The organism is Paenibacillus peoriae KCTC 3763 (genome assembly GCF_000236805.1).
GTDB classification, from domain to species: domain Bacteria; phylum Bacillota; class Bacilli; order Paenibacillales; family Paenibacillaceae; genus Paenibacillus; species Paenibacillus peoriae.
Genome location: NZ_AGFX01000041.1, coordinates 561203 through 583608, shown reverse-complemented (window position 1 = coordinate 583608; position 22406 = coordinate 561203). Strand labels below are relative to the sequence as shown.

The window sequence follows — 22406 nt, the reverse complement described above, 5'->3', positions numbered from 1 at the left end:
ATGCTGAAAATTGGTTCTCATGTGTCCTTCTCGGACAAGGGTCTGCTCAGTGCTACAAAAGAAGCGTCTTCTTACGGGTCCAGCTCGTTTATGATATATACGGGGGCACCGCAAAATACGCGCCGTAAGCCGATGGAATCCATGTATTTGGAAGAAGGCAAGCAGTTAATGACTGAAAAAGGGATGGAGGATATCGTGGTCCATGCCCCGTATATCATTAATCTCGGTTCCTATAAAGAAAATACCTATGAACTGGCGGTCAGCTTCCTGCAGGAGGAAATTCGCCGTACACACGCGATTGGTGTGAAAAATATTGTGCTGCATCCGGGTGCTTTTACCGATAAAGATGCAGAGTACGGAATCGGGCGTATTGCTGATGGTCTGAACGAGGTACTGAACGGCGTGAAGGAAACAGATGTCAACATTGCGCTTGAAACAATGGCGGGTAAAGGCACCGAAATGGGACGCAGCTTCGAGGAAATTGCCTCCATTATAGATAAAGTAGAGCACAACGAGCGTCTTACGGTTTGTATGGACACCTGTCACATTCATGATGCGGGCTATGATATCGTGAACGATCTGGACGGTGTTTTGGAGCAATTTGACCGTATTGTTGGCTTGAATCGCATTGCAGTGGTTCACATCAATGACAGTAAAAATCCGGTCGGCGCTCATAAAGACCGTCATACTCCGATTGGATCGGGCTGGATCGGCTATCAGACCATTCATCATGTGGTGCACCATGAAGCGCTTCAAGGGCGTCCATTTATTTTGGAAACGCCATGGATCGGGAAGGAAGCCAAAACTCAGCGTCCGATGTATGAGGTTGAAATTGCTTTGCTTCGCGGAAATGTGAAGGAGCGCTTTGGAGATGAATTTTTGAGTCAGGTCGAGCAATTGCATTCGTTCTTCAAAAAGCAGGATGTGGATGTGCGGAAATTTGTGCTGGACACCTGGACTCTGCTGAAAAATGATGCCAAAGCAAGAAAAGCCGATCCACGTGAGCCGCTGGAGCGTCTGTACGACATGATCACGGAAGCAGCGCTCTTTCCAGAGCTGAGTGAAGAACACATTAATCAACGGCTGATTGCCTGGTTTGCCGGCAGTCATTTGCCAGTGACAGTATAGGGGGATTAGTAGCCACATGGAACTTCACGTAAAACATCATCCAAACAGCACTTTATCTGCACATGAAAACCGTGCGCGTATGCTCGTATCCTGTCCTGATGGGCCGGGTATTGTAGCCGCCGTGTCCCGCTTTTTATACGAGCATGGGGCCAATATCGTTCAATCTGACCAATATACAATGGACCCGTCCGGCGGTATGTTTTTTATGCGGGTTGAATTTGATCTGCCGAATTTGAGCACAGCCCAGCCGCAGTTGGAGCAGGACTTTGTGGCTGTCGCTGAGCAATTCCGTATGGAATGGACGATTTCTGCGGTCAGCCGCAAGAAAAAACTGGCCATTTTTGTATCCAAAGAGGATCACTGTCTGGTAGAACTGCTATGGCAATGGCAGGCCGGGGATCTGGACGCAGATATTGCATTGGTGGTTAGCAATCATCTGGATATGAAAGAGTATGTGGAATCGTTTGGCATCCCGTATCATCATATTCCGGTAACAGCCGATACCAAGCCGGAGGCGGAGCGCCGTCAACTGGAGGTCATTGGTGACGACATCGACGTTATCATTTTGGCCCGGTATATGCAGATTATTTCACCCAAGTTTATTGAGCATTACCGCAACCGGATTATTAATATTCATCATTCCTTTCTGCCTGCGTTCGTGGGAGGCAAGCCATATGCCCAAGCGTATAATCGCGGGGTGAAAATTATTGGCGCTACCGCGCATTATGTAACCGAGGAACTGGACGGTGGCCCGATCATTGAGCAGGATGTGCAGCGGGTGAGCCACGGAGATGATGTAAATGAGCTGAAACGAATTGGTCGCACGATTGAGCGGGTCGTTTTGGCTAGAGCCGTGAAGTGGCATGTGGAGGACCGAATTCTGGTTCATGAGAACAAAACGGTCGTATTTAACTAATCTTTAAATCTATAATCAATTTTTGTATATACACTTTTTATAAAACAAAGTCCGTCGATATGACGGGTTTTGTTTTTTTTGATTTTTTTTCGTATTTTTATCATTTTTTAAATGAGGTTAATACATAACGGGTATATTGATATGAGACTCTGTACCACATTTCGACAATCATCTCTATAAACGATCTGGTAAACCTTTACGGCAAATGGTACAATACCTAAGAGTGTATAAGTCATATTGAAACATTCAAGCAGATTCACTCACTCCAAGAGGCGCTGTTTCCATATTGGACGGCGGTATTGGAGAGCATGACCGAATGCAATGGGCATACTTTTTAACAATATGAGGAGGCTAACCATGACTGACCAGAATCAAGCGATTCAAAAGGATGAAAACTCCACGATCGACAATTTGTCCATCACAACTATTCGTACGTTGGCAATTGACGCCATCGAGAAAGCAAACTCCGGACACCCTGGTATGCCAATGGGCTCCGCACCAATGGGCTACCAACTTTTTGCTAAAACTATGAATCATAATCCGGACCATCCTACATGGGTTAACCGTGACCGGTTTGTACTGTCCGCAGGACACGGTTCCATGCTGCTGTACAGCTTGCTGCACCTGAGCGGCTATGATCTGCCTATGGAAGAACTGAAACAATTCCGTCAATGGGGCAGCCTGACACCAGGTCACCCTGAATTTGGACACACCGCTGGTGTAGATGCTACGACAGGACCTCTGGGACAAGGCTTGGCTATGTCCGTTGGTATGGCAATGGCTGAAGCTCAACTGGCTGCAACATACAATAAGAACGAATTTAAAGTTGTGGATCACTTCACATATGCAATCTGCGGTGATGGCGATCTGATGGAGGGTATTTCCCACGAAGCGGCTTCGTTGGCTGGACGTCTGCAACTGGGCAAGCTGATTGTATTGTTCGATTCCAATGATATTACACTGGACGGCAAGCTGAACTTGTCCTCTTCCGAGAGTGTTGCCAAACGCTTTGAAGCTTACAACTGGCAAGTGCTGCGCGTAGAGGATGGCAATGACCTTCCGGCGATCCAAAAAGCAATTGAAGAAGCGCAAGGCGATTCCACACGTCCTACCTTGATTGAAGTGAAAACAGTTATCGGCTACGGAAGCCCGAACAAACAAGGTAAAGGTGGACACGGCGGTACTCACGGCTCTCCGCTGGGGGCAGAAGAAGCCAAACTGACTAAAGAATTTTACAAATGGGTATACGAAGAGGACTTCCATGTACCGCAAGAGGTTCGTGAGCATTTTGCTAAAGTAAAAGCACGCGGTATCGCGGCGAACAAAGCATGGGATGAACAATTCGCGAAATACAAAGCAACTCACCCTGATTTGGCAGCCCAGTTCGAAACAGCAGTCAGCGGCGAGCTTCCAGAAGGATGGGACCGCGATCTTCCGAAATACTCGGCTGGAGACAAAGCGGTTTCGACGCGCGTAGCTTCTGGTAATGCATTGAATGGACTGGCACCAAACGTACCGTTCCTGACAGGCGGATCTGCCGATCTGGAAAGTTCCACGATGACACACTTGAACAATCTGACGAACTTTACGCCAGAAGATTATGCCGGCCGTAATATCTATTTCGGTATCCGCGAATTCGGTATGGCTGCTGCAATGAACGGTATGGCGCTGCATCAAGGTGTAAAAGTATTCGGCGGTACATTCTTTGTATTTACGGATTATCTGCGTCCGGCCGTTCGTCTGGCAGCCCTGATGGGATTGCCTGTAACCTACGTTCTGACTCACGACAGCATTGCTGTGGGTGAAGATGGTCCTACCCATGAGCCGATCGAACAATTGGCTTCCCTGCGGATTATCCCGAACCTGACGGTCATTCGTCCGGCTGACGGCAATGAAACTTCTGCTGCTTGGGCTTACACGCTTGAAAACAAGAAAAACCCGGTTGCACTGGTATTGACTCGTCAAAACCTGCCAATTCTGGATGCTACTGCTGAGCATGCACGTGAAGGTATCAAACGCGGTGCTTATGTCGTTGCAGATGCGAAGGACGGCAAGCCGGTTGCTCAAATTCTGGCTACAGGTTCCGAAGTACAACTGGCTGTTAAAGCACAGGAAGCACTGGCGGAGCAAGGTATCCAAGTACGTGTTATCAGCTTCCCAAGCTGGGATCTGTTCGAAAAACAAGACAAAGCATATAAAGATTCCGTTCTGCTGCCTGAAGTGAAAGCTCGTCTGGCCGTAGAAATGGCGCACCCAATGGGCTGGGATAAATATGTTGGCGACCAAGGCGACATTCTCGGTATCAGCACCTTTGGCGCATCTGCTCCTGGCGACCGCGTTATTAAGGAATATGGCTTTACGGTAGAGAACGTGGTTGACCGTGTAAAAGCTTTGTTGAAATAAAACAACATATAAAACAAACAGTCGTAACCTGAGATAGGTCTTACGGCTGTTTGTTTCATACAACCAAGATTTTGCAAGACAATTTTAAAATCCAGTGCACAGGATACGCCGATGCAGTGTGTATTTTCATACTGAGGCTGGAATTAAATCTATGTTATGATGCACAATATTCATTCAACCAATGATGAGCAGATGAGGGGATAAAAATGTCACAGTTTGATGGAGTCAGCGTAGTTAAAAAAGCAAATATATATTATGACGGCCAGGTCACAAGCCGTACAGTCATCCTGAATGATGGCAGTAAGGTTACACTGGGGATTATGCTGCCGGGAACGTACGAATTTGGCACGGATTCCCGTGAGATCATGGAGATTTTGGCAGGGGATCTGAGAGTATTGCTTCCAGGTACCGAGGAATGGCTGGAAATACAGGGAGCGGCAACATTCCACGTACCTGCGCAGTCTTCGTTCAAATTGGAAGTACGAAGTGTGACTGATTATTGCTGTTCTTACCCGGAATAAACAGGTGAAAAAGGGTAAGCACACGCGACTTCAAGCCAAGTGTGTATACCCTTTAAGTTAGCGTAAAACTGCAAAGAAAAGGACAGCTTATTCGAGAGGCTTACCACCAATGGTGCGACCAATCCATGCTTCGTATGTCTTCACGACAGCGGACAAGTCCTCGTCACCGTAGCCTTGCGTTTGTCCGGCTTGAAACAGGCTTTTGGCAATGGCCAGCATAGGCGTCGGAATGGACAGGCTATCGGTCAGTGAGGAAGCAAGCTTCAAATCCTTGAGCATCAAGGCAAGTGAGAACTGGTTGCTAAAATCATGCTCGATGATTTTGCGTCCTTTCAGTTCCGCAGCCTTGCTGCCTGCCGATCCGAGCTGAACCAGTTCAAGGAAGCTGTCTGCCGGAATGCCGGATTTGGCTGCGATAGCGAAGCCCTCAGCCAGAGCGAGGTTGTTAATGCCGACCATTGTATTATGAGCGAGCTTGGCAACAGCTCCGCTGCCGTTTGGTCCCATATGAAGTACCTTTTTGCCCAAGGTGTCAAAAACGTCTGACTGTGCCGCGATGGCTTCCGCGTTTCCGCCGACCATGAACACGAGTGTTCCGTCAACAGCGGCAGGCTTGCTGCCTGTGACAGGAGCATCAATGAAGGAGCAGCCCAGCTTGTCCGCTTCAGCGGCCAGCTGTTTAACCAGTTCAGGCGAAATCGTGCTGTTGTCCATCACAGTCACACCAGACGTAAGACCGGCAAACACGCCGTTCTCACCGTAATAGATGTCACGAATCGAGTTGTCATCGCTGACCATGGTAATGACCAGTTGCTGACCTTCAGCCGCCTCACGAGGCGTTGAAGCTATACGGGCGCCCTGTTTTGCCAGTGGCTCACAGCGTGAAGCCGTACGGTTATAAACTGTGACTCCAAATCCCTGCTTCAGCAGATTGGACGCCATCGGGGCACCCATGGTGCCCAGTCCGATAAATCCGATGTTTTTCATTGCAAATCACCTTTCTTGTTGGGGGATACCGTCCGATAAGAGCGAATTCGGCTTGAAATGAATGCTTAACAGGTTGATCTCAATTTATTGTAGCATGGGTATGCCACCCAATCTACACCGGGGTCTATCAAGGCACACGACATATAGGTAACGCAAGCTTGTCAGGCCCTGCAAATTAAAGTATCCTATTCCTAAGTCCTTATGTTCGTATTTATGGTCTTAGTAATACCAAACAGGAGGTTCCAAACATGTCTAAAAAAGTTATTTTTGATTACACTAAAGCACTCTCCTTCGTAGGTCAGCACGAAATTGATTATTTTGCAGAACCCATCAAGCTGGCTCATGAGCAACTGCACAACCAAACAGGCGTAGGCTCCGATTTCCTGGGCTGGATTGACCTGCCTACCAATTATGATAAAGAAGAATTCGCGCGTATCCAAAAGGCTGCAGCTAAAATCCAAAGCGATTCCGAAGTACTGATCGTCATCGGTATCGGTGGTTCTTACCTTGGAGCACGTGCTGCAATTGAGATGCTGTCGCATTCTTTCTACAATGCACTGTCCAAAGACCAACGCAAAGGTCCGGCTATCTTTTTCGCAGGCAACAACATCAGCTCTACATATATGAATCATCTGTTGGAACTGATTGAAGGAAAAGACTTCTCCGTCAATGTTATTTCCAAATCAGGTACGACTACTGAGCCAGCTATCGCTTTCCGCGTATTCCGTGCGGCTCTGGAGAAAAAATACGGTAAAGAAGAAGCGCGCAAACGTATCTACGCAACAACAGATAAAGAACGCGGCGCTCTGAAAAAACTCGCTAACGAAGAAGGCTATGAATCCTTCATTATTCCTGATGATGTAGGTGGCCGTTACTCTGTACTGACAGCAGTAGGCTTGCTGCCGATTGCTACAGCTGGCATTAACATTGAGGAAATGATGCAAGGAGCGGCAGACGCATCCAAAGAGTACAGCAACCCGAACGTAGCTGAGAACGAGGCTTATCAATATGCAGCCGTTCGCAACGCTTTGTACCGTAAAGGCAAAGCCATTGAAATTCTCGTAAACTATGAGCCTTCCCTGCATTTCGTATCCGAGTGGTGGAAACAGCTGTACGGCGAAAGCGAAGGCAAGGATTATAAAGGCATCTATCCTGCATCCGTGGATTTCTCGACAGACCTGCACTCCATGGGACAATTCATTCAGGAAGGCAGCCGCAACATTTTCGAAACAGTTATCCAGGTAGAAAATGTGCCTAGTCACATCACCATCGAGGCAGATCAGGATGATCTGGACGGACTGAATTTCCTGGCAGGCAAAACGGTGGATTTTGTAAACAAAAAAGCATTCCAGGGTACATTGCTGGCTCACACAGACGGACAAGTACCAAACCTGATTGTAAATATTCCTGACCTGAGCCCTTACTCCTTCGGGTATCTGGCTTATTTCTTCGAAAAAGCTTGCGGCATCAGCGGCTATTTGTTGGGTGTAAATCCGTTTGATCAACCGGGCGTAGAAGCGTACAAGAAGAATATGTTTGCGCTGCTCGGCAAACCGGGCTTTGAAAAACAAAAAGCTGAGCTTGAAGCGAGATTGTCCGAATAAGGAAACTATAATCTCTGATCCGAAGCAGGGTTTCAAGCAGAGTATCATAGGTTGTAGCCTCAGATAAAGTACAGGAAAGCAGTTCGCCAGCTGCCAGAAGCGGGGAACTGCTTTCTTGTAAAATGAAGTAAGGAAGGGTATACGTAATATGTTGGAACAATACCGAACCGTACGCGGTTCCGGCAGCAAGGAGATTGTGATCCGTAAATCCCGTTTTATCGGCCATATTCAGCCTGTTCAAACCGAGGAAGAAGCGACGGCTTTCATAGAACGCATCAAAAAAGAGCACTGGAATGCAACTCACAATTGTTCAGCTTATATGATTGGAGAAAGAGACGAAATCCAGAAGCAATCGGATGATGGAGAACCGAGTGGCACGGCTGGGAAGCCCATTTTGGAGGTAATCCGTAATCAGAAGCTGAAAAATGTGGCGATTGTCGTTACCCGTTACTTTGGTGGTATTATGCTCGGAGCAGGAGGTCTGATTCGTGCCTACTCAGACGGTGCTGTTGCAGCCATCGAGGCAGGAGATGCGATTACGCGTGTGCTGCATCGTGAAATTTTTGTAGAATTGGATTATACTTGGTTGGGTAAAGTTGAAAATGAATTGCGGAATCGCAGCATCCGTACTGGAGAAACCATATTTACGGATAAAGTTACGTTAACCTGTCTGCCGCTGGCTGGTGATGCTGAATCCTTCAGCAACTGGATCACAGACTTGACACAGGGGCAATCACTTGTGTCGGAGGGAGAGCAGCTTTACTTTATTGAAGGGGAATAAATAATATGGCTAGAAGAGCAGTGGAACAGGAGTTGTCAAGAGGGCGGATTCTGGAAGCGGCCAGGCACTTGTTTATTACCAAGGGCTACCGTGCGATTTCAATGCGCAGCATTGGCCAGCATCTGGGTTACAGTCATGGTTCGTTATATTATCATTTTAAAGAGAAGGCTGAACTGTTCTACGCTATTGTAATTGAGGATTTTAATACATTGCGCGGAATTTTGCTGCAATCAGCAACAGGTACGCCTGAGGGCGGCTTGAGCAGACTGGAGTACTTGATGCTGGAATTCATCCGTTTTGGCTTGGAAAATCCTTATCAGTACGAAATTATGTTTATGATGCACGATGAAGAATTGCTTGCATATTGTCGCACAGAGCAAAATCGTTGTGTGGAATTGTTTGCGTCCATGATCCGTCAGGAATTGAATGACCAGGGGCATTCGGAGGCAGAGTGCTCATGGGTACCGAAAAGCCTGTTTTTATCCATGCACGGCTTTGTGTCATTTTATATCCAGGATGGTCTAACCTTTGAAGAGATCAGACCCGCTGCTTTATCACATGTAAAGTTATTGTGCAGAAACCTATGAGCGCACCTGCAATCACATGCCTTGGCTATGTACTTGTAGGGCGCTTATTTGGGTATACGTGCTTCAAGACGGTGACTAATCATTACGTTACTTTGCGAAAGCGGCTAAGAATTTAACAGACGATGATAGATCCAGGAGGAGAATATCATCGTCTTTTTTGTGCTCGTCAGCCCTCCATGATTTTTACATAATACTGTCGCCTGCGTGGTCCATCGAATTCACAAAAATAAATTCCTCGCCACCGCCCTAGCAGCAAACGCCCTTCATGGATGAATATAGAGTTGACGACAAAAGCTTTCCTTTGATAAAGTATCACATAAGAAAAACATAGTATATACATTGGAATAATCAAATGAATTCAAATGAGGTACGCGCTTTGCGAATAGCAAAGCTGCTGCTGTTCCTAAAACAGGTTCAGAAGCGGAAAGGAAGTGTACGGATATGCATGTGGAGGTAAGGGGATTAAACAAGCATTTCGGCAATTTTCATGCGGTAAAGGACGTATCTTTTGATATCCAGACAGGTCATTTAATTGGTTTACTCGGTCCGAGTGGTGGCGGTAAAACCTCCATTCTACGCATTTTGGCGGGGCTGGAGCAGCCAGATGCCGGAGAGATTCATTTTCACGGAAAAAGAGTGAACGATCTGGCCCCGCAGGAGCGCGGAATCGGCTTTGTCTTTCAAAACTATGCTTTGTTTAAGCACATGAGCGTGTATGACAACATTGCCTTTGGTCTAAAAGTGAAAAAAAGCTCCGAAACCCATATCAAGGAGCGAGTCACAGAGCTGGTCGAGCTGACCGGGCTCAAAGGCTTCGAGCATCGTTATCCGCACCAGTTGTCAGGCGGGCAGCGGCAGCGGGTTGCTTTTGCGCGTGCTTTGGCGCCGGAGCCTCAATTGCTGCTGCTGGATGAGCCTTTTGCAGCCATTGACGCCAAGATTCGTCAGGAGCTGCGTAGCTGGCTGCGCGAGTTGATTGAACGGGTGGGCATTACCTCCATTTTCGTCACTCATGATCAGGATGAGGCGATTGAGGTAGCGGATGAAATTATGGTCATTAATCAAGGGCGACTGGAGCAGAAGGGAACGCCTTGGGATATTTATAAAAAACCGGGTACGCCGTTCGTTGCTTCTTTTATTGGTGAATCGACAGTGATCGAACAGGCATCCAGTCTTAAAGGCTTCGAGGAAGCCGCTGGAGCAGGAGTGCGCGCCTTGATCCGGCCGGAATATATTGATGTTGGGCCTAGTGAAGAGTTTGCGCTTCTGTCAGCGACCGAAGAAGGCATCGTGAAGCATTTGCATTTTCGGGGAAGTGAATGGATGGTTGAAGTGCAGGTCGGAGATCAACGGCTTATGACGTACCGTTCGCTGGAAAAGTCTACACTGGAGCCCGGTCAGCAGGTGCGAGTGCTGGTACATCGGGCCTATCTGTATAATGACCAGTCGAGCTGGATGGTGGAAAATCGCCTGAAGAAAGATCCAATGCCTATAGTAATTTAAAAGGATAGAAATCACGCAAGAGGGGATGTCCGAGCTGTTTTCACGGCTTGGGGCATGCTCCTTTTGGCGTTGGAGATGGGAGGATCTACGCAGACGATTTACGCAGAATCGGTGTGTTCGCTATAATAGTAATATAACCATTCAGATAGATAGGAGTTAAATTCATGAATCGGCTTATTTTTCTTGGCACGGGGGATGCGATGGGTGTTCCGCGTGTATATTGTGATTGTTCCGTATGCACAGAGGCCCGCTCGACAGGGGCGAATGCAAGGCTGAGATCGTCTGTGCTGATCGAAAGTGATACGGAGGACTTTATGATTGATTGTGGTCCAGACTGGCGCAGACAGCTAGAATTGCGGGGTCTCCGCTTCATCCGTACGATCCTCGTTACACATGCACATTTTGATCATATTGGAGGATTGCCGGAGTGGGCGGATGCCTGTCGCTGGACTGGCAATAGAGGCCGCTTGTACGCTCCACAAGAGGTGATTGACACGATTCTGCGTCAATTTTCCTGGCTATCTGGACATCTGGATCTCATCCCTGTCGATCAGGGAGCCCAGCTTGCCGGGTGGAATATCCGAGGCTGGCGTGTGAATCACGGCAAGAACGGATACGCTTACGCTTATCGATTGGAAAAGAACGGCTTCTCGTGGGCCTATTGTTCGGATTCGATTGGACTAAATGAGGCGGAAATCCTGCCCTTGCATAATCTGGATTTGCTCGTGCTGGGAACGAGCTTTTATCATGAGGAGGCAGAGTATTCGAGCCGCTCGGTATATGACATGCTGGAGGCTCAGGAGCTCGTAGGAAGGCTTGAGCCTGATCGTACGGTATTCACACATATGTCCCATGATGTGGATATCACACGCAATTATGGGCTTCTGGAAGGGATTCGCTTGGCACAGACCGGCATGAGCCTGCTGTTAGAATAGCGATGTTGTTACATCATGGACCGGCTGATGCGCAGGAGCGTAGAGATGCCTTCCTTGATTTGCAGCTCGTTGGCATATGAATAGGACAGCCGCACATGCGTTTTACCCTCTGCGCCTATGGGATCAAATACGGCACCCGGTACAAAGGATATGGACTCTTGTATGCTTTTGGCAAGCAGTTCATTGGGTTTCAACTCAGACGGCAGCTGGAGCCACAGGTTGAGTCCTCCTGATGGACTGGTCCATGTCCAGCCGGAATCGCGGAGACAGTCTTCCATCGTTTCCTTACGAATCTGGAGCGCAATACATAGCTTTTTAATATGCTGATGCATACGTGGAGATTGAAAGTATTGTAAAAAAAGCTTTTGATTCAGCAGTGGCGATCCATTGTCCACCAACGCTTTGACGCTTAGCAGGCTATGCATGAGCTGACGCCGACAAGTCACGGCTGCGATTCGCAGACCGGGTGCGACATATTTGCTGTAGCTGCGAATGTAGACGACGCTTCCCGAGATATCATAGGCGAAAATTGGAGAAGGCGGCTTTTGCCCAAAGCTGATGTCATAGGTGCTGTCATCCTCGACAATGAGGCAGCCGTAGCGCTCGGCCAGTTCGGGCAGCTGTTTGCGCTGCTCATCGGGTACCGTAAAACCGGTCGGATTGTGGAATGTCGGATTCATATAAAAGAGACGCGGTTTTTCTGTTTTCATGCACCATTCAATCTGGTCCATATCATAGCCTTCCGGTCGAATATCCGTCATCGTCAGCCGCGCGCCTTGTCTACAGAATATTTCCATGGCAGGGCCATAGGCAGGACGTTCGATTAATACACGGTCCCCCGTACGGATCAGAGATCGGGAAATCAAATCAATGGCTTGTTGTGCGCCGGAGGTAATCAGCACTTCGTCCGTTGATACAGCAAAATGCTTAGCCGCGCTAAAATGCTGGGCCATGGCAGCACGAAGCTCAGCATCCCCTTGTACAGAAGAATAGGTAGCCGCCACCTTCGGATGCTTTTCAAAAACCTGCGCCATTAATTCTCCCCAATAGCGGTTGGGCAGGAGAGATGGGTCTATTAGCGCTTTGGAGAATTGGAAATCGGCGTTGACGGTCTGAACACGGGTAAGTCCATCCATCCCCCTCCAGGCGGAAACAGACGGATCGTCAGCCGCGTGGGCAGATTCCGAATGCAAGCTTCGTTTTATGGATGAACGATCAGAGTAGGCAGCAAACTTTTTTAGTCCGGTTGCATGGGAAGCATGAGCGTAATACCCTGATTTATCCTTTACATAGATACGCCCCTGCTGCTTTAACTCCTGATATGCCCGGAAGACGGTTAACCGATGCACCCCCAATTCCTGAGCCAAGCTTCGTACAGAAGGCAATTTAACGTCTGCTGGCCAGTCCCCGCGATCAATCCGCACAATTACGTAATGAATGATCTGCTCATACAGCTTTAAGGACTGATCGGTCGAAACGTGTTCTGTTGAAAACAGTAATTCGCTGTTGTTCTTGCCCATGCTGTCCACGCTCCTTTGTGTGTATTGTACTATACATCACTTCAATGTCGCATACAACTGTTCTGTGGGTACACATCTGTTCTGTCTGTCTCCTTGTATGCTTGTGAGTAACAGAAGGGAGAGGGAAGTGTCATGATTGGTATCGCCTTTACAGTCATGTGTCTTATTTTTGGCACAACATTTTTGGCTATAAAAGTGGGAGTGGAAGCCGGTCTTCCACCGTTTTTATCGGCAGGTATTCGTTTTTTCGCGGCAGGAGCGATCTTGTTTATTGCGATGAGGCTGACCGGAAAGGTTCGGTGGTCGTTATTATGGCGTAAGGAAATGGTATGGATTGGAGCAGGAACGACCTTCGGTACCTTTTCGGCCTTGTATTGGGCAGAGCAATATGTCAGCTCAGGGATCGGAGCCATTTTGTCAGCTACCGGACCGATGATGATCGTGGTTATGCAATCGATGCTGCTACGGCAAAAAACGTCACGGATCACGGTCATTGGCTGCATGATCAGCTTTCTCGGGGTCGTGCTGGTGGTATTGCCCGGATTGGCGGTTCAAATCAGCGGCCTGTGGCTGGCAGGATGCCTTATCATTTTGCTGGGGGAGCTGTGTTATTCGGGGGGAGCTCTCTATTCCAAGCGAGTCATGGATGCGTTTCGTGATACGAACCCGATTGCCCTGAATGCGGCGCAAATGATTCATGGAGGATGGATGCTGCTGGTACTGTCAGCGATCACGGAACCGTGGAGTTCTGAGGGATGGCAGTACCTTCCTGCCATGGGGTCGTTATTTTATCTGATCCTGTTTGGTTCGATGATTGCACATACACTGTTCTACTGGCTCATGGAGCGTACGAATCCACTGTTTCCGACGACATGGCTCTATATTTCACCACCGATTGCTGTAGGCCTGGGTGCCTTTTTATATGGAGAGCATGTAAGCTGGTGGATGCTGGCAGGGGTGCTGCTCATTGTGATCGGGTTGATGTGCATGAATAATGGAATCATCCGTCTCGTGAACAGACGAAAGCTGCGTACGGCTCCCTGAAAATATAAGTCATTTACATTTAGGCATCGTATTATAGACACAAACACAAAAACCTCCAAAGCTGCCGCATGTTCATGGAATCAGTCCCATGCGGCGCTTGGAGGTTTTCAGCTTAATATCATTCTACATTCAGTACGAATTTGTCGATGGCATGCTTGACGCCGTCTTCGTTATTGCTGGTGGTGATGTAATCAGCCAGCTTCTTTAATTCAGGAATAGCGTTCTCCATAGCTATGCCGAGACCGGCACATTCAAGCATTTCATGGTCGTTCCATGAGTCGCCGATAGCAATCGTTTCCGACAGATCACAGCCAAAATGGTTTGCAAGGAAGGCGAGAGCGTGGCCCTTGGTGCCTTCATGATGCATGATTTCCAGAAAATGAGGCTTGGATTTCGTAATATGCACTTCACTGCCCAGCAGCTCGCGCAGCTCGGGAATTAGTTCATCCAACACTTCCGGCTCGTCAATGATCAGCAATTTAGGAGCCGGTTGCTCTATAACTTTACTGAATACAGGCTCCACAAAATATTCCGTATTGTTCAGCGCGGTATAATCCTTGATTTTCTGATTATCTTCACGTGTGTACAGCTTGTCATCTATATAGGTTTGCAAATGCAAATTGCGTTCCAGGCAGAATTCATACAGGCGGCGTGCAGCTACGAGTGGAACATAACGCTCATACAGCACGTTTTCGTCCAACAGGTTTTTAACCAAAGCTCCCTGATACGTAATAATCGGCACGTTCAATCCGGTTTGGCGGGCAATTTTATGTGCGGAGGCGTAAGCTCGTCCAGTGGCGAGCGTAACTACAACACCTTTAGCTACAGCAGCTTCCAGGGCCTGTTGTGTCGCCGGAGTAACTTCTTTCTGGTCATTAATAAGTGTATCATCAATATCAATAGCAATTAATTTATACATATCTGTCTTCTCTCCTTTATCTCTATCATGGGGCAATGCTCAAATTGTATCTCATAATATTCAAAATGACAATATCACAAAGAAAAGGGGACGACTCCTATAAGAGCCTGTCCCCTTATAACTACTGAAGTATTGGCTTGAAACCCTGGGAAAAAGTAACTATTAGTCTTCCAAAAATACAAGTCCCACAAAATCGTCCAGCTCAATATTACCGAAATAATGCTTTAAATCGAGAGAGGACAAGGCTTGACGAACCTCGCCTTCATCATAGCGCTTGCCACGCAGGGTATTTTCAATATCAGCGACGTCGCCCACACCGAAGAAATCGCCATAGATTTTAATGTCACGGATATGGCCTTCCTTAAGGTCCATGCGGATATCAATAATACCGACCGGGAATTTACGGGTATGCTTGATATTGCTCTCCGGGGATTGACCGTAGTTCCAGTCCCAGGATTGATAGCGCTCTTTGGAAATTTCATGAATTTTGGCCCAATCGGCATCGGTGAGCTTATATTGGGGTACCTGATCCAGCTCTGCACCGAATATGAAGCGCAGCAATTCCGCACGAAATTGCTCTATAGTCATCTCACGATCCATCAGCTCACTGATATTAGCAACGCGGCTGCGGACGGATTTGGTGCTTTTGGATTTAAATTTTTCAGGGTTGACATTCAGGGATGCAGCCACATTGTCCAGATTCAGGTTAAACATCAATGTGCCGTGGCTGAACATGCGTCCGCGTGTGGCAAACTGGGCGTTTCCTGAAATTTTGCGTTCACCGACTTGAAGATCGTTGCGTCCGGTCATTTCGGCTTCCACACCCATTTGGCGCAGGGCATCAGTGACAGGCTGCGTAAATTTGAGGAAATTATGAAAGGACTCCCCGTTATCCTTGGTAATGAAGCTGAAATTTAAATTACCGAGGTCATGATAGACAGCTCCGCCGCCCGACAGACGACGAACGACCTGAATATGATTGTCTCTGACAAACTCGGCGTTGATTTCTTCAATGGTATTTTGATGCTTGCCTATAATAATAGAAGGCTGATTAATGTAAAACAACAGATAGCTGTCGTCCAGCGGTAGATGCTTAAGCGCATACTCCTCAATGGCAAGATTAATGGCTGGATCGTGTATGCCCTGGTTGTCGATGAACAGCATGTCCATTCCTCCGTATATACAAACTGTGTATTTTATGTGTGCCTTCTTCTATTGTAACCCAAGTGAGCGATGTACAAAAGCTCATATGCATTGACGGGACGCAAAAAACAGCCCCATAATGGAGCTAAATGATCAGGAACGGCTGGAAAGGATGATAGGCAATGATAGAGGTTTACGGTCATGGTGGAGACAGGGAGACGGCTGCGGCGACATTTGGCGGAACTGCTGCGGACTTTGTAGATTTTAGCGCCAATATTAATCCGCTCGGACCGCCGCCCGAGGTGCTGGAGGTGCTGCAAAGTACGTTGGATACTGTGATTCGCTATCCAGACCCAGGGCACCGGAATTTTAAAAATATGCTGGCACGGCGACTGCAAGTTCCACCTGAGTCGCTGAGTATCGGAAACGGCGCGGCTGAAAGCATGGCGTTATTGCTATTGGGACTGGCTCCCAAACGTGTGGGCACGGTAGAGCCATGCTTTTCGGAATATGCAGAGCTGGCGGGCAAATTCGGGGCCGAGGTTAGCCATGTGTACGGCAAGGCTTCCCTGCAATGGAAGGCGGATGTGGAGGACATACTCCAGCTCATGGAGCAGGTGGACGTTCTGTTTTTGGGACAGCCGAATAACCCAAACGGTGTACAGTACGGCGAGCAGGAGCTGCGCGCGCTGGCAGAGGCGGCTGGCCAAACGGACACCGTGCTGGTGGTGGACGAAGCCTTCATTGATTTTATCCCACTGGAGCAGAGGGTTTCACTGCTGCCTGTACTGGATCAGTATCCTCATGTGATTTTGATCCGGTCGATGACTAAATTTTATGCCATTCCTGGTTTGCGCCTGGGCTATGCGATTGCTCATCCAGACTATATCCGGCGAATGACGGCCAAGCAGGTGACCTGGAGTGTGAACGGATTGGCATTGCTGGCTGGGGAGGCGTGTCTGCGAAGCGGGGAGGCCTACGAGCGGCGTACCCAGGAGCTGATTGCAATCGAACGTGGTCGTCTGCTGACCACGTTGGCGGAATGGGGCTGCGGTGTCATTCCCGGCGAAGCAAATTATATACTGGCAAGGGCACCGGGAACGTGGAGTGCATCGGCTATACAGCAGGCGCTTGGACAGCGCGGGATTCTTATCCGTAGCTGTGCCATGTATCCGGGGCTGACGACAAGCCATTTTCGGATTGCGGTCAAGGATGCGGAAGCCAACGGCATACTGCTGTCTGTATTGGGTGAAGTGCTGGAGGAGGAGCGTTGGCGTGACAATTAGCTTGATCATCATGGCGGCCTATTTTCTGGACAGGCTGATTGGAGATCCGAGGTGGTTGCCGCATCCGGTCATCGGAATGGGGCATGCCATTTCAGGGTTGGAAAAAGCGATTCGCTGTCAGGTCAGCAGTGACCGAGGACTGAAACGCGCTGGCTTGCTGCTGCCACTGGTAGTGGCGGGAGGCTCCTTTGCGCTCGCCTGGGCGCTGCTGCGTTTGCTTGCCTGGGTTCACCCGTGGCTGTCCATCGGTGCAGAAATCATTTTGATCGCAACCACGATTGCCTCCAAAGGACTCAAGGAAGCGGGAATGGCAGTCTACCGCCAGTTGCAGGCGGGTGACCTGCCTGCGGCACGTCGGGAGCTGGGGATGATTGTCGGACGGGATACACAGCAGCTGGATGAGCCGGAGATTGTGCGCGGAACCGTCGAAACGGTCGCTGAGAACATCGTCGACGCGATTATTTCTCCGCTTTTTTATGCTCTGATCGGGGGGGCACCCTTGGCGCTGGCTTATCGTGCCGTGAATACGCTTGATTCGATGGTCGGCTATAAAAATGAAAAATATCTGCATTTAGGCTGGGCCTCGGCACGTCTGGATGATGTAGCTAACTACATTCCGGCACGCCTGACAGCGGTTATGCTTGTGGCAGCGGCGTGGATGTTTCGCCATGATGCGGCAAGAAGCTGGCGTACAGTCAAGCGGGATGCTCGTCTGCACCCAAGCCCGAACAGCGGCTTCCCGGAATCGGCCGTTGCCGGCGCACTCGGGATTCGACTCGGCGGCTATAACGTCTATCATGGCGTGCGCTCCTTTCGTGCATATATGGGCGAGGGGGTACGTCCGCTGGAGTCGGAGGATATCCGGCACACGATCCGGCTGATGTTCGCCGTCTCCAGCATGTTTGTAGGATTGTGTCTGCTAGCAGCCGCAGGCTGTTTTGCTTTGGAATGGACGCAGTGAGGAGTGACACGACCTTGAAGTATGACTTGAAATATGGCTTGAAGGAAAAGGACAATCCGGCATTCGGACATGCTGATGAAGATTCGCAATGGGATCTGGAGCTTGTGCTGGTACGTCACGGTACAACCCTGTGGAACAGAGAGCGTCGATATCTGGGACACTCTGATATAGGTTTGCTGGCCGGGGCAGAGCAGGAACTGGAGCTAGTGCGTGAGAGGCTTCAAGGTCGGTCATTTGCTCGAATCTATTGCAGTGACTTGAAGCGGTGTCGCCAGACCTTGCAGATCATTTTGCCGGAATCAGCATTGAAATCTGGACGTGCTCTATCGGCTATATATCCTATTATGGAACCACGCCTGCGAGAGCTTGATTTTGGCGAATGGGACGGAAAAACGTATGACATGCTTAAGAGTGTGGCATTGTATCGCGCTTGGATTGATGAGCCGAAACGCATCACGCCTCCTGAAGGAGAGTCTTGGGTACATTTTGAGCATCGTTTGCGCGATTTTCTGGGCTCTCTGTATGAGTGGCGTTTTGCAATGGAGACTCAGCCAATAAGTTTGGCTGATGCTCCTCCCTCTGTTCTGGTCGTCACGCATGGTGGCGTCATTCGTCAGTTGGCTTGCATGTTGATACCTGGGCATGATTTTTGGAGCCTAAACCCGAAACCGGGAGATGCACTCAGCATCCTGTTGAGGTTGACAGAGCCGCACAAGTTCATAGCGAAGATACTTTCTCATTCGTTTGACAAGGGCTGGTAAATAGGCTGTTTGGGTTGTAAGCAGTCTCTTTTTAACCTATAATCATCAAGTAAAAGAACGGCTTGACTAACACTACATCAAATATCCAGCAGACGAGGTCAGCGCAGTGTAATAGAGTTTTCCTTCACGCGCTGTTAAAAGGGAAGTCGGTGTGAATCCGGCGCGGTCCCGCCACTGTAAATGGAAGATGCCTGTTAAAGCCCTGCTTTATGTGCCGTCAAGCACATAAAGGAACATAGGCTGCGGCAGCTTGCCATAAGTCAGGATACCTGCCCGTCCGCCTCTCACCATAATCCTTCGAGGAAAGGATGACGTGTTCGCAGTGACTGTCCATGCGGAAGAAGCTGCCGCCTGCGCAATGATCTGCGCTAACGTGACCCCTGTGTCCTGATATAAGGATACGGGGGTTTTTTGAAGGGAAGGAAGGCTGGATTTAGAAGATATCGGATGAGGTTCAAGCGCTCTTACGATTTATTATGGAGGGGTGTAAATCATGTCAGAGAAAAAAATAAAGGTCTGGACAACAGGCTTATTGGCGCTAGTCTTGGCGGTTGTCCTGAGTGCATGTGGCGCGAATGGAAAAAACGCCGAAAATAAAGGGAATCAGGCTTCTTCACAGCAGGCAGGACAGACAGCAGCTGCACAAGAGCCTCCGGGCAAAACGGTTTATCCGTTAACGATTAAGGACGCAACAGGACAGGAGTTCACGTTCAAAAAAGCGCCGGATAAAATCGTTTCCGTCTCCCCGGCAGAAACCGAGGCTTTGTTCGCCATCGGGCTGGATAAAGAAATTGTCGGCGTATCCGACTATTCCGATTACCCGGAAGCGGCTGCGAAGAAGCCCAAAATGGGCGGTATTATGAAGCCGAATGAAGAAGCGATCATTGCTGCGAATCCGGATATCGTTTTTGCAGGGATATCCCTTAGTGAGCAGGCTACGACCAAGCTGCGTGACATGGGAATTATGATTTTTAAAACGGAACCCAAAACAGTTGAAGATGTCATTGCCAACATCGAATTATATGGGAAAATCACTGATCATCAGAAGGAAGCAAGAACGGTGACCGACAAGATGAGAGCAGATGTAGCGAAAGTGAAGGACGGTGTTAAAAATATCGGCAAAGGCCAGAAGCTGCGAGTGTACGTTGAGTTTTCACCCGGCTGGACGGTTGGCAAGGGTGAGTTTATGGATGAGCTGATTACGCTGGCGGGCGGCGAAAATGTAGGTGCGACGCAGAAGGGCTGGTACCAGATCAGTGAGGAAAATATTATTGCTGCCAATCCAGACGTGATTTTGTACAGCAAAAGTGTCAAAGACGAAAAAACAGGCCAGACGCTCGGCGAGATCATCAAAGCACGCAGTGGATGGGATAAAATATCGGCTGTCCGCAATAACCGGGTTTTTGCCGTGGATGATAATTTGATCAGCCGTCCGGGTCCACGCCTGACAGAAGGACTCAAGGAAGTAGCCAAGGGCGTGTATCCTGAAATTTTCAAATGAACCGTAGACTGATCGGCTTTGGAGGGGCAGGTCTGGTCTTGCTGCTGCTGACGCTGCTGCTCTGTCTCGGCATTGGCTCAGCCAAGCTTCCGGTCAGCCAAATCACAGGTATTCTGGTGAACCATCTACCGGGGTTAGGCGAGACGTTTACACCGGATTGGAATACATCCTCAGAACAGATTATTTTGAAGGTCAGACTGCCACGGGTGTTACTCGGAATGCTGGTAGGCGCAGCACTTGCGCTGGCGGGGGCCGGCTTTCAGGGTGTGCTGCGCAATCCGCTAGCTGATCCGTACACGCTTGGGGTGTCCTCGGGTGCTTCGGTAGGAGCGGCGGTGCTGATTTATTGGGGGCTTCAGTTTTCTTTTGTTGGCATATGGACGCTGCCGCTGGTGGCGTTTTTCACCGGAATGCTGACGCTGTGGATGGTGCTGACGCTGGCACGGGAAGGTGGAAAGATTCCGACACAAAGTCTCATTTTGTCGGGTGTGGTGATGCAGTCCTTTCTGGGAGCAGTCGTTTCCTTTCTGACAGCCATGTCGAAGGAGACGGTCAATGAAATATTGTACTGGACAATGGGAAGTCTGAGTCTGCGTGGTTGGTCCTATACGGGAATCCTTTTACCTTACGTGGTCATCGGCTTGGTGTTTTTGTGGAACCGGGCACGGGTGCTGAATATTCTGGCCTTGGGTGAGCGTCAGGCAGCTCACATGGGCGTTCATGTAGATGCCACGAAGCTATCTGTGCTGATCGTATCCACGCTGCTGACCGCTGCCGCTGTCTCGGTATGTGGAGTCATCGGTTTTGTAGGACTCGTCGTACCGCATGTCATCCGTCTACTCACAGGTCCTGATTATCGGATAATTGTTCCGTTGTCCGCGCTGGGTGGAGCTATTTTTATGGCTTGGGCAGATACTGCGGCTCGCACGTTGCTCGCTCCAACGGAAATCCCTTTGGGTGTAATGACGGCCTTCGTGGGTGCTCCGTTCTTTGCGTACCTCCTGTATCGCAACAAAAAGCTGCGCAGGGGGGAACTGCTGTGACAGAACAAAGTGAATCACAGAAGGCGCATATTCGAGCATTAGAGGTAGCTGGCCTGACTCGTGCTTTTGGAGATTTCCATGCGTTGAAGAATATAAGCTGGAGCGTAGATGAGGGGTCTTGGTGGGGGATTATTGGTCCGAACGGCAGTGGAAAATCGACCTTGCTGCATTTGCTTTCAGGTGTAGATCAGCCAACCTCGGGCAGTGTTCATATCTATGGCAAAAAGATCGGTAGCTACAGCAGAAAGGAGCTTTCCCGACTTGTAGCCGTACTCCAGCAGGAGGGGCTTCCTCCCGTGGGATATACCGTCAGGGAAGTCGTAGAAATGGGACGTTTTCCTCATCAGGATTGGCTAGGCAGGGAAAAGGGTGTGGATGTTGAGCTTATCACGGCTCGCGTGCTGGAACGCTTGGGTCTTGCCTCGCTGGCTGACAGAGCATTGGATCGCTTGAGCGGGGGACAGCGACAGCGTGTAGCTTTGGCAAAGGTGATGGTGCAGGAGCCACAAATATTGCTGCTGGACGAGCCTACGACCTATCTGGACCTGCGCTATCAGCTTGAATTTATGGAGCTGCTGGCAGAATGGCGGCAGGAAACGGGTGTGACGATCATTGCGGTCCTGCATGATCTTAACTTGACGGCCCAATTTTGCGACGATTTGCTTGTGCTCAAGGATGGAATGATTGAAGGGGTGGGAGCCTCAGCGGAGTTGTTAACCGAGGAGCGGATTCGCCGTGTATATGGTGTCGAGCCGGTGATGCTTCCGCATCCTGACAGCGGTGTACCGCAGCTTTTGCTGCGCAGGAGCGCTTGTAGTGCATCAGATGAGTAGGAGATTTTATCACACATATAAAAGAAGCAG

At 49.2% G+C, this 22406-nt stretch carries 20 protein-coding genes, 1 pseudogene and 1 riboswitch; of the genes and pseudogenes, 16 read left to right on the top strand and 5 right to left on the bottom strand.

Features of this window, described 5'->3' with window-relative positions; genetic code table 11:
* The 4 genes from KQI_RS0123835 (at position 1) to ppnP (ending at position 4968) form a co-directional block, all read left to right on the top strand.
* The gene (locus tag KQI_RS0123835; RefSeq protein ID WP_010349401.1) at positions 1-1128 is read left to right on the top strand and encodes a deoxyribonuclease IV; all 1128 of its coding nucleotides are present in this window, start codon (positions 1-3) and stop codon (positions 1126-1128) included.
* Between the two features lie 16 nt (positions 1129-1144).
* Entirely contained in the window at positions 1145-2044 is a 900-nt protein-coding gene (gene purU, locus KQI_RS0123830; protein ID WP_010349400.1) for a formyltetrahydrofolate deformylase, read from the top strand.
* A gap of 357 nt (positions 2045-2401) precedes the next feature.
* Positions 2402-4447, top strand: coding sequence for a transketolase (gene tkt, locus KQI_RS0123825; RefSeq protein ID WP_010349399.1), 2046 nt, complete (start codon positions 2402-2404; stop codon positions 4445-4447).
* A gap of 206 nt (positions 4448-4653) precedes the next feature.
* Complete coding sequence (gene ppnP / locus KQI_RS0123820; protein ID WP_010349398.1) at positions 4654-4968, top strand: pyrimidine/purine nucleoside phosphorylase; 315 nt, start codon at positions 4654-4656, stop codon at positions 4966-4968.
* Between the two features lie 87 nt (positions 4969-5055).
* Here ppnP and KQI_RS0123815 read toward each other — a convergent pair whose 3' ends face one another.
* Complete coding sequence (locus KQI_RS0123815) at positions 5056-5955, bottom strand: NAD(P)-dependent oxidoreductase (protein WP_010349397.1); 900 nt, start codon at positions 5953-5955, stop codon at positions 5056-5058.
* Between the two features lie 248 nt (positions 5956-6203).
* Here KQI_RS0123815 and KQI_RS0123810 point away from each other — a divergent pair, with 248 nt between their 5' ends.
* The 3 genes from KQI_RS0123810 (at position 6204) to KQI_RS0123800 (ending at position 8927) form a co-directional block, all read left to right on the top strand.
* Positions 6204-7559 carry a glucose-6-phosphate isomerase gene (locus tag KQI_RS0123810; RefSeq protein ID WP_010349396.1) on the top strand — a complete coding sequence of 452 codons (1356 nt, stop codon included), beginning with the start codon at positions 6204-6206 and terminating at the stop codon, positions 7557-7559.
* A gap of 148 nt (positions 7560-7707) precedes the next feature.
* Complete coding sequence (locus KQI_RS0123805) at positions 7708-8340, top strand: YigZ family protein (protein ID WP_007429385.1); 633 nt, start codon at positions 7708-7710, stop codon at positions 8338-8340.
* A gap of 5 nt (positions 8341-8345) precedes the next feature.
* The gene (locus KQI_RS0123800) at positions 8346-8927 is read left to right on the top strand and encodes a TetR/AcrR family transcriptional regulator (RefSeq protein ID WP_010349394.1); all 582 of its coding nucleotides are present in this window, start codon (positions 8346-8348) and stop codon (positions 8925-8927) included.
* 166 nt (positions 8928-9093) lie between these two features.
* On the opposite strand, the pseudogene KQI_RS28215 reads toward KQI_RS0123800, so the two are convergent.
* Positions 9094-9204, bottom strand: a pseudogene (locus KQI_RS28215) (YjbQ family protein); the annotation flags it as partial.
* Positions 9205-9368: 164 nt separating this feature from the next.
* Between KQI_RS28215 and KQI_RS0123795 the strand changes: the two are divergent.
* Together KQI_RS0123795 and KQI_RS0123790 are read left to right on the top strand one after the other, a co-directional pair.
* Positions 9369-10430 (top strand): sulfate/molybdate ABC transporter ATP-binding protein, encoded by a 1062-nt coding sequence (locus KQI_RS0123795; protein ID WP_010349393.1) that lies wholly within the window; start codon positions 9369-9371, stop codon positions 10428-10430.
* A 164-nt stretch (positions 10431-10594) separates the two neighbouring features.
* Positions 10595-11365, top strand: a complete 771-nt coding sequence (locus KQI_RS0123790) for an MBL fold metallo-hydrolase (protein WP_010349392.1) — start codon at positions 10595-10597, stop codon at positions 11363-11365.
* Positions 11366-11373: 8 nt separating this feature from the next.
* Here the strand turns inward: KQI_RS0123790 and KQI_RS0123785 are convergent, their stop codons facing one another.
* Complete coding sequence (locus tag KQI_RS0123785) at positions 11374-12885, bottom strand: aminotransferase-like domain-containing protein (protein WP_010349391.1); 1512 nt, start codon at positions 12883-12885, stop codon at positions 11374-11376.
* A gap of 132 nt (positions 12886-13017) precedes the next feature.
* Here KQI_RS0123785 and KQI_RS0123780 point away from each other — a divergent pair, with 132 nt between their 5' ends.
* Positions 13018-13929 (top strand): DMT family transporter, encoded by a 912-nt coding sequence (locus tag KQI_RS0123780; RefSeq protein ID WP_010349390.1) that lies wholly within the window; start codon positions 13018-13020, stop codon positions 13927-13929.
* Positions 13930-14047: 118 nt separating this feature from the next.
* On the opposite strand, the gene KQI_RS0123775 is transcribed toward KQI_RS0123780, so the two are convergent.
* Both KQI_RS0123775 and KQI_RS0123770 read right to left on the bottom strand, forming a co-directional pair.
* Positions 14048-14848 carry a Cof-type HAD-IIB family hydrolase gene (locus KQI_RS0123775; protein ID WP_010349389.1) on the bottom strand — a complete coding sequence of 267 codons (801 nt, stop codon included), beginning with the start codon at positions 14846-14848 and terminating at the stop codon, positions 14048-14050.
* Positions 14849-15010: 162 nt separating this feature from the next.
* A complete protein-coding gene (locus KQI_RS0123770) occupies positions 15011-16012 on the bottom strand; it encodes a lipoate--protein ligase (RefSeq protein WP_010349388.1) in 1002 nt (333 codons plus the stop codon).
* A gap of 161 nt (positions 16013-16173) precedes the next feature.
* Between KQI_RS0123770 and cobD the strand changes: the two genes are divergently transcribed.
* From cobD to KQI_RS0123740, 6 genes are all read left to right on the top strand, one after another.
* Entirely contained in the window at positions 16174-17277 is a 1104-nt protein-coding gene (cobD, locus tag KQI_RS0123765) for a threonine-phosphate decarboxylase CobD (RefSeq protein ID WP_010349387.1), read from the top strand.
* The gene (cbiB, locus tag KQI_RS0123760) at positions 17267-18238 is read left to right on the top strand and encodes an adenosylcobinamide-phosphate synthase CbiB (protein WP_010349386.1); all 972 of its coding nucleotides are present in this window, start codon (positions 17267-17269) and stop codon (positions 18236-18238) included. Before cobD ends, cbiB begins: the two co-directional genes overlap by 11 nt.
* Before the next feature lie 26 nt (positions 18239-18264).
* On the top strand, positions 18265-18999 hold the full coding sequence (locus KQI_RS0123755) for a histidine phosphatase family protein (RefSeq protein WP_050543742.1): 735 nt from the start codon (positions 18265-18267) through the stop codon (positions 18997-18999).
* A 78-nt stretch (positions 19000-19077) separates the two neighbouring features.
* A riboswitch (cobalamin riboswitch) is annotated at positions 19078-19289 on the top strand.
* A gap of 203 nt (positions 19290-19492) precedes the next feature.
* Positions 19493-20500, top strand: coding sequence for an ABC transporter substrate-binding protein (locus tag KQI_RS0123750; RefSeq protein ID WP_010349384.1), 1008 nt, complete (start codon positions 19493-19495; stop codon positions 20498-20500).
* Positions 20497-21543 (top strand): FecCD family ABC transporter permease, encoded by a 1047-nt coding sequence (locus KQI_RS0123745; protein ID WP_010349383.1) that lies wholly within the window; start codon positions 20497-20499, stop codon positions 21541-21543. The genes KQI_RS0123750 and KQI_RS0123745 overlap by 4 nt, the downstream gene beginning before the upstream one ends.
* Complete coding sequence (locus tag KQI_RS0123740) at positions 21540-22376, top strand: ABC transporter ATP-binding protein (RefSeq protein ID WP_010349382.1); 837 nt, start codon at positions 21540-21542, stop codon at positions 22374-22376. Before KQI_RS0123745 ends, KQI_RS0123740 begins: the two co-directional genes overlap by 4 nt.
* The last annotated feature ends 30 nt before the right edge of the window (positions 22377-22406 follow it).

Excerpts from the sequence above, each read along its gene's own strand:
- KQI_RS0123835 (WP_010349401.1), top strand. The coding sequence starts at position 1 with ATGCTGAAAATTGGTTCTCATGTGTCCTTCTCGGACAAGGGTCTGCTC.
- KQI_RS0123805 (WP_007429385.1), top strand. The coding sequence starts at position 7,708 with ATGTTGGAACAATACCGAACCGTACGCGGTTCCGGCAGCAAGGAGATT.
- KQI_RS0123780 (WP_010349390.1), top strand. The coding sequence starts at position 13,018 with ATGATTGGTATCGCCTTTACAGTCATGTGTCTTATTTTTGGCACAACA.
- KQI_RS0123770 (WP_010349388.1), bottom strand. The coding sequence starts at position 16,012 with ATGCTGTTCATCGACAACCAGGGCATACACGATCCAGCCATTAATCTT.
- KQI_RS0123815 (WP_010349397.1), bottom strand. The coding sequence starts at position 5,955 with ATGAAAAACATCGGATTTATCGGACTGGGCACCATGGGTGCCCCGATG.
- tkt (WP_010349399.1), top strand. The coding sequence starts at position 2,402 with ATGACTGACCAGAATCAAGCGATTCAAAAGGATGAAAACTCCACGATC.
- KQI_RS0123800 (WP_010349394.1), top strand. The coding sequence starts at position 8,346 with ATGGCTAGAAGAGCAGTGGAACAGGAGTTGTCAAGAGGGCGGATTCTG.
- KQI_RS0123745 (WP_010349383.1), top strand. The coding sequence starts at position 20,497 with ATGAACCGTAGACTGATCGGCTTTGGAGGGGCAGGTCTGGTCTTGCTG.
- KQI_RS0123790 (WP_010349392.1), top strand. The coding sequence starts at position 10,595 with ATGAATCGGCTTATTTTTCTTGGCACGGGGGATGCGATGGGTGTTCCG.
- KQI_RS0123795 (WP_010349393.1), top strand. The coding sequence starts at position 9,369 with ATGCATGTGGAGGTAAGGGGATTAAACAAGCATTTCGGCAATTTTCAT.
- ppnP (WP_010349398.1), top strand. The coding sequence starts at position 4,654 with ATGTCACAGTTTGATGGAGTCAGCGTAGTTAAAAAAGCAAATATATAT.
- KQI_RS0123750 (WP_010349384.1), top strand. The coding sequence starts at position 19,493 with ATGTCAGAGAAAAAAATAAAGGTCTGGACAACAGGCTTATTGGCGCTA.
- purU (WP_010349400.1), top strand. The coding sequence starts at position 1,145 with ATGGAACTTCACGTAAAACATCATCCAAACAGCACTTTATCTGCACAT.
- KQI_RS0123810 (WP_010349396.1), top strand. The coding sequence starts at position 6,204 with ATGTCTAAAAAAGTTATTTTTGATTACACTAAAGCACTCTCCTTCGTA.
- cobD (WP_010349387.1), top strand. The coding sequence starts at position 16,174 with ATGATAGAGGTTTACGGTCATGGTGGAGACAGGGAGACGGCTGCGGCG.
- KQI_RS0123775 (WP_010349389.1), bottom strand. The coding sequence starts at position 14,848 with ATGTATAAATTAATTGCTATTGATATTGATGATACACTTATTAATGAC.
- KQI_RS0123785 (WP_010349391.1), bottom strand. The coding sequence starts at position 12,885 with ATGGGCAAGAACAACAGCGAATTACTGTTTTCAACAGAACACGTTTCG.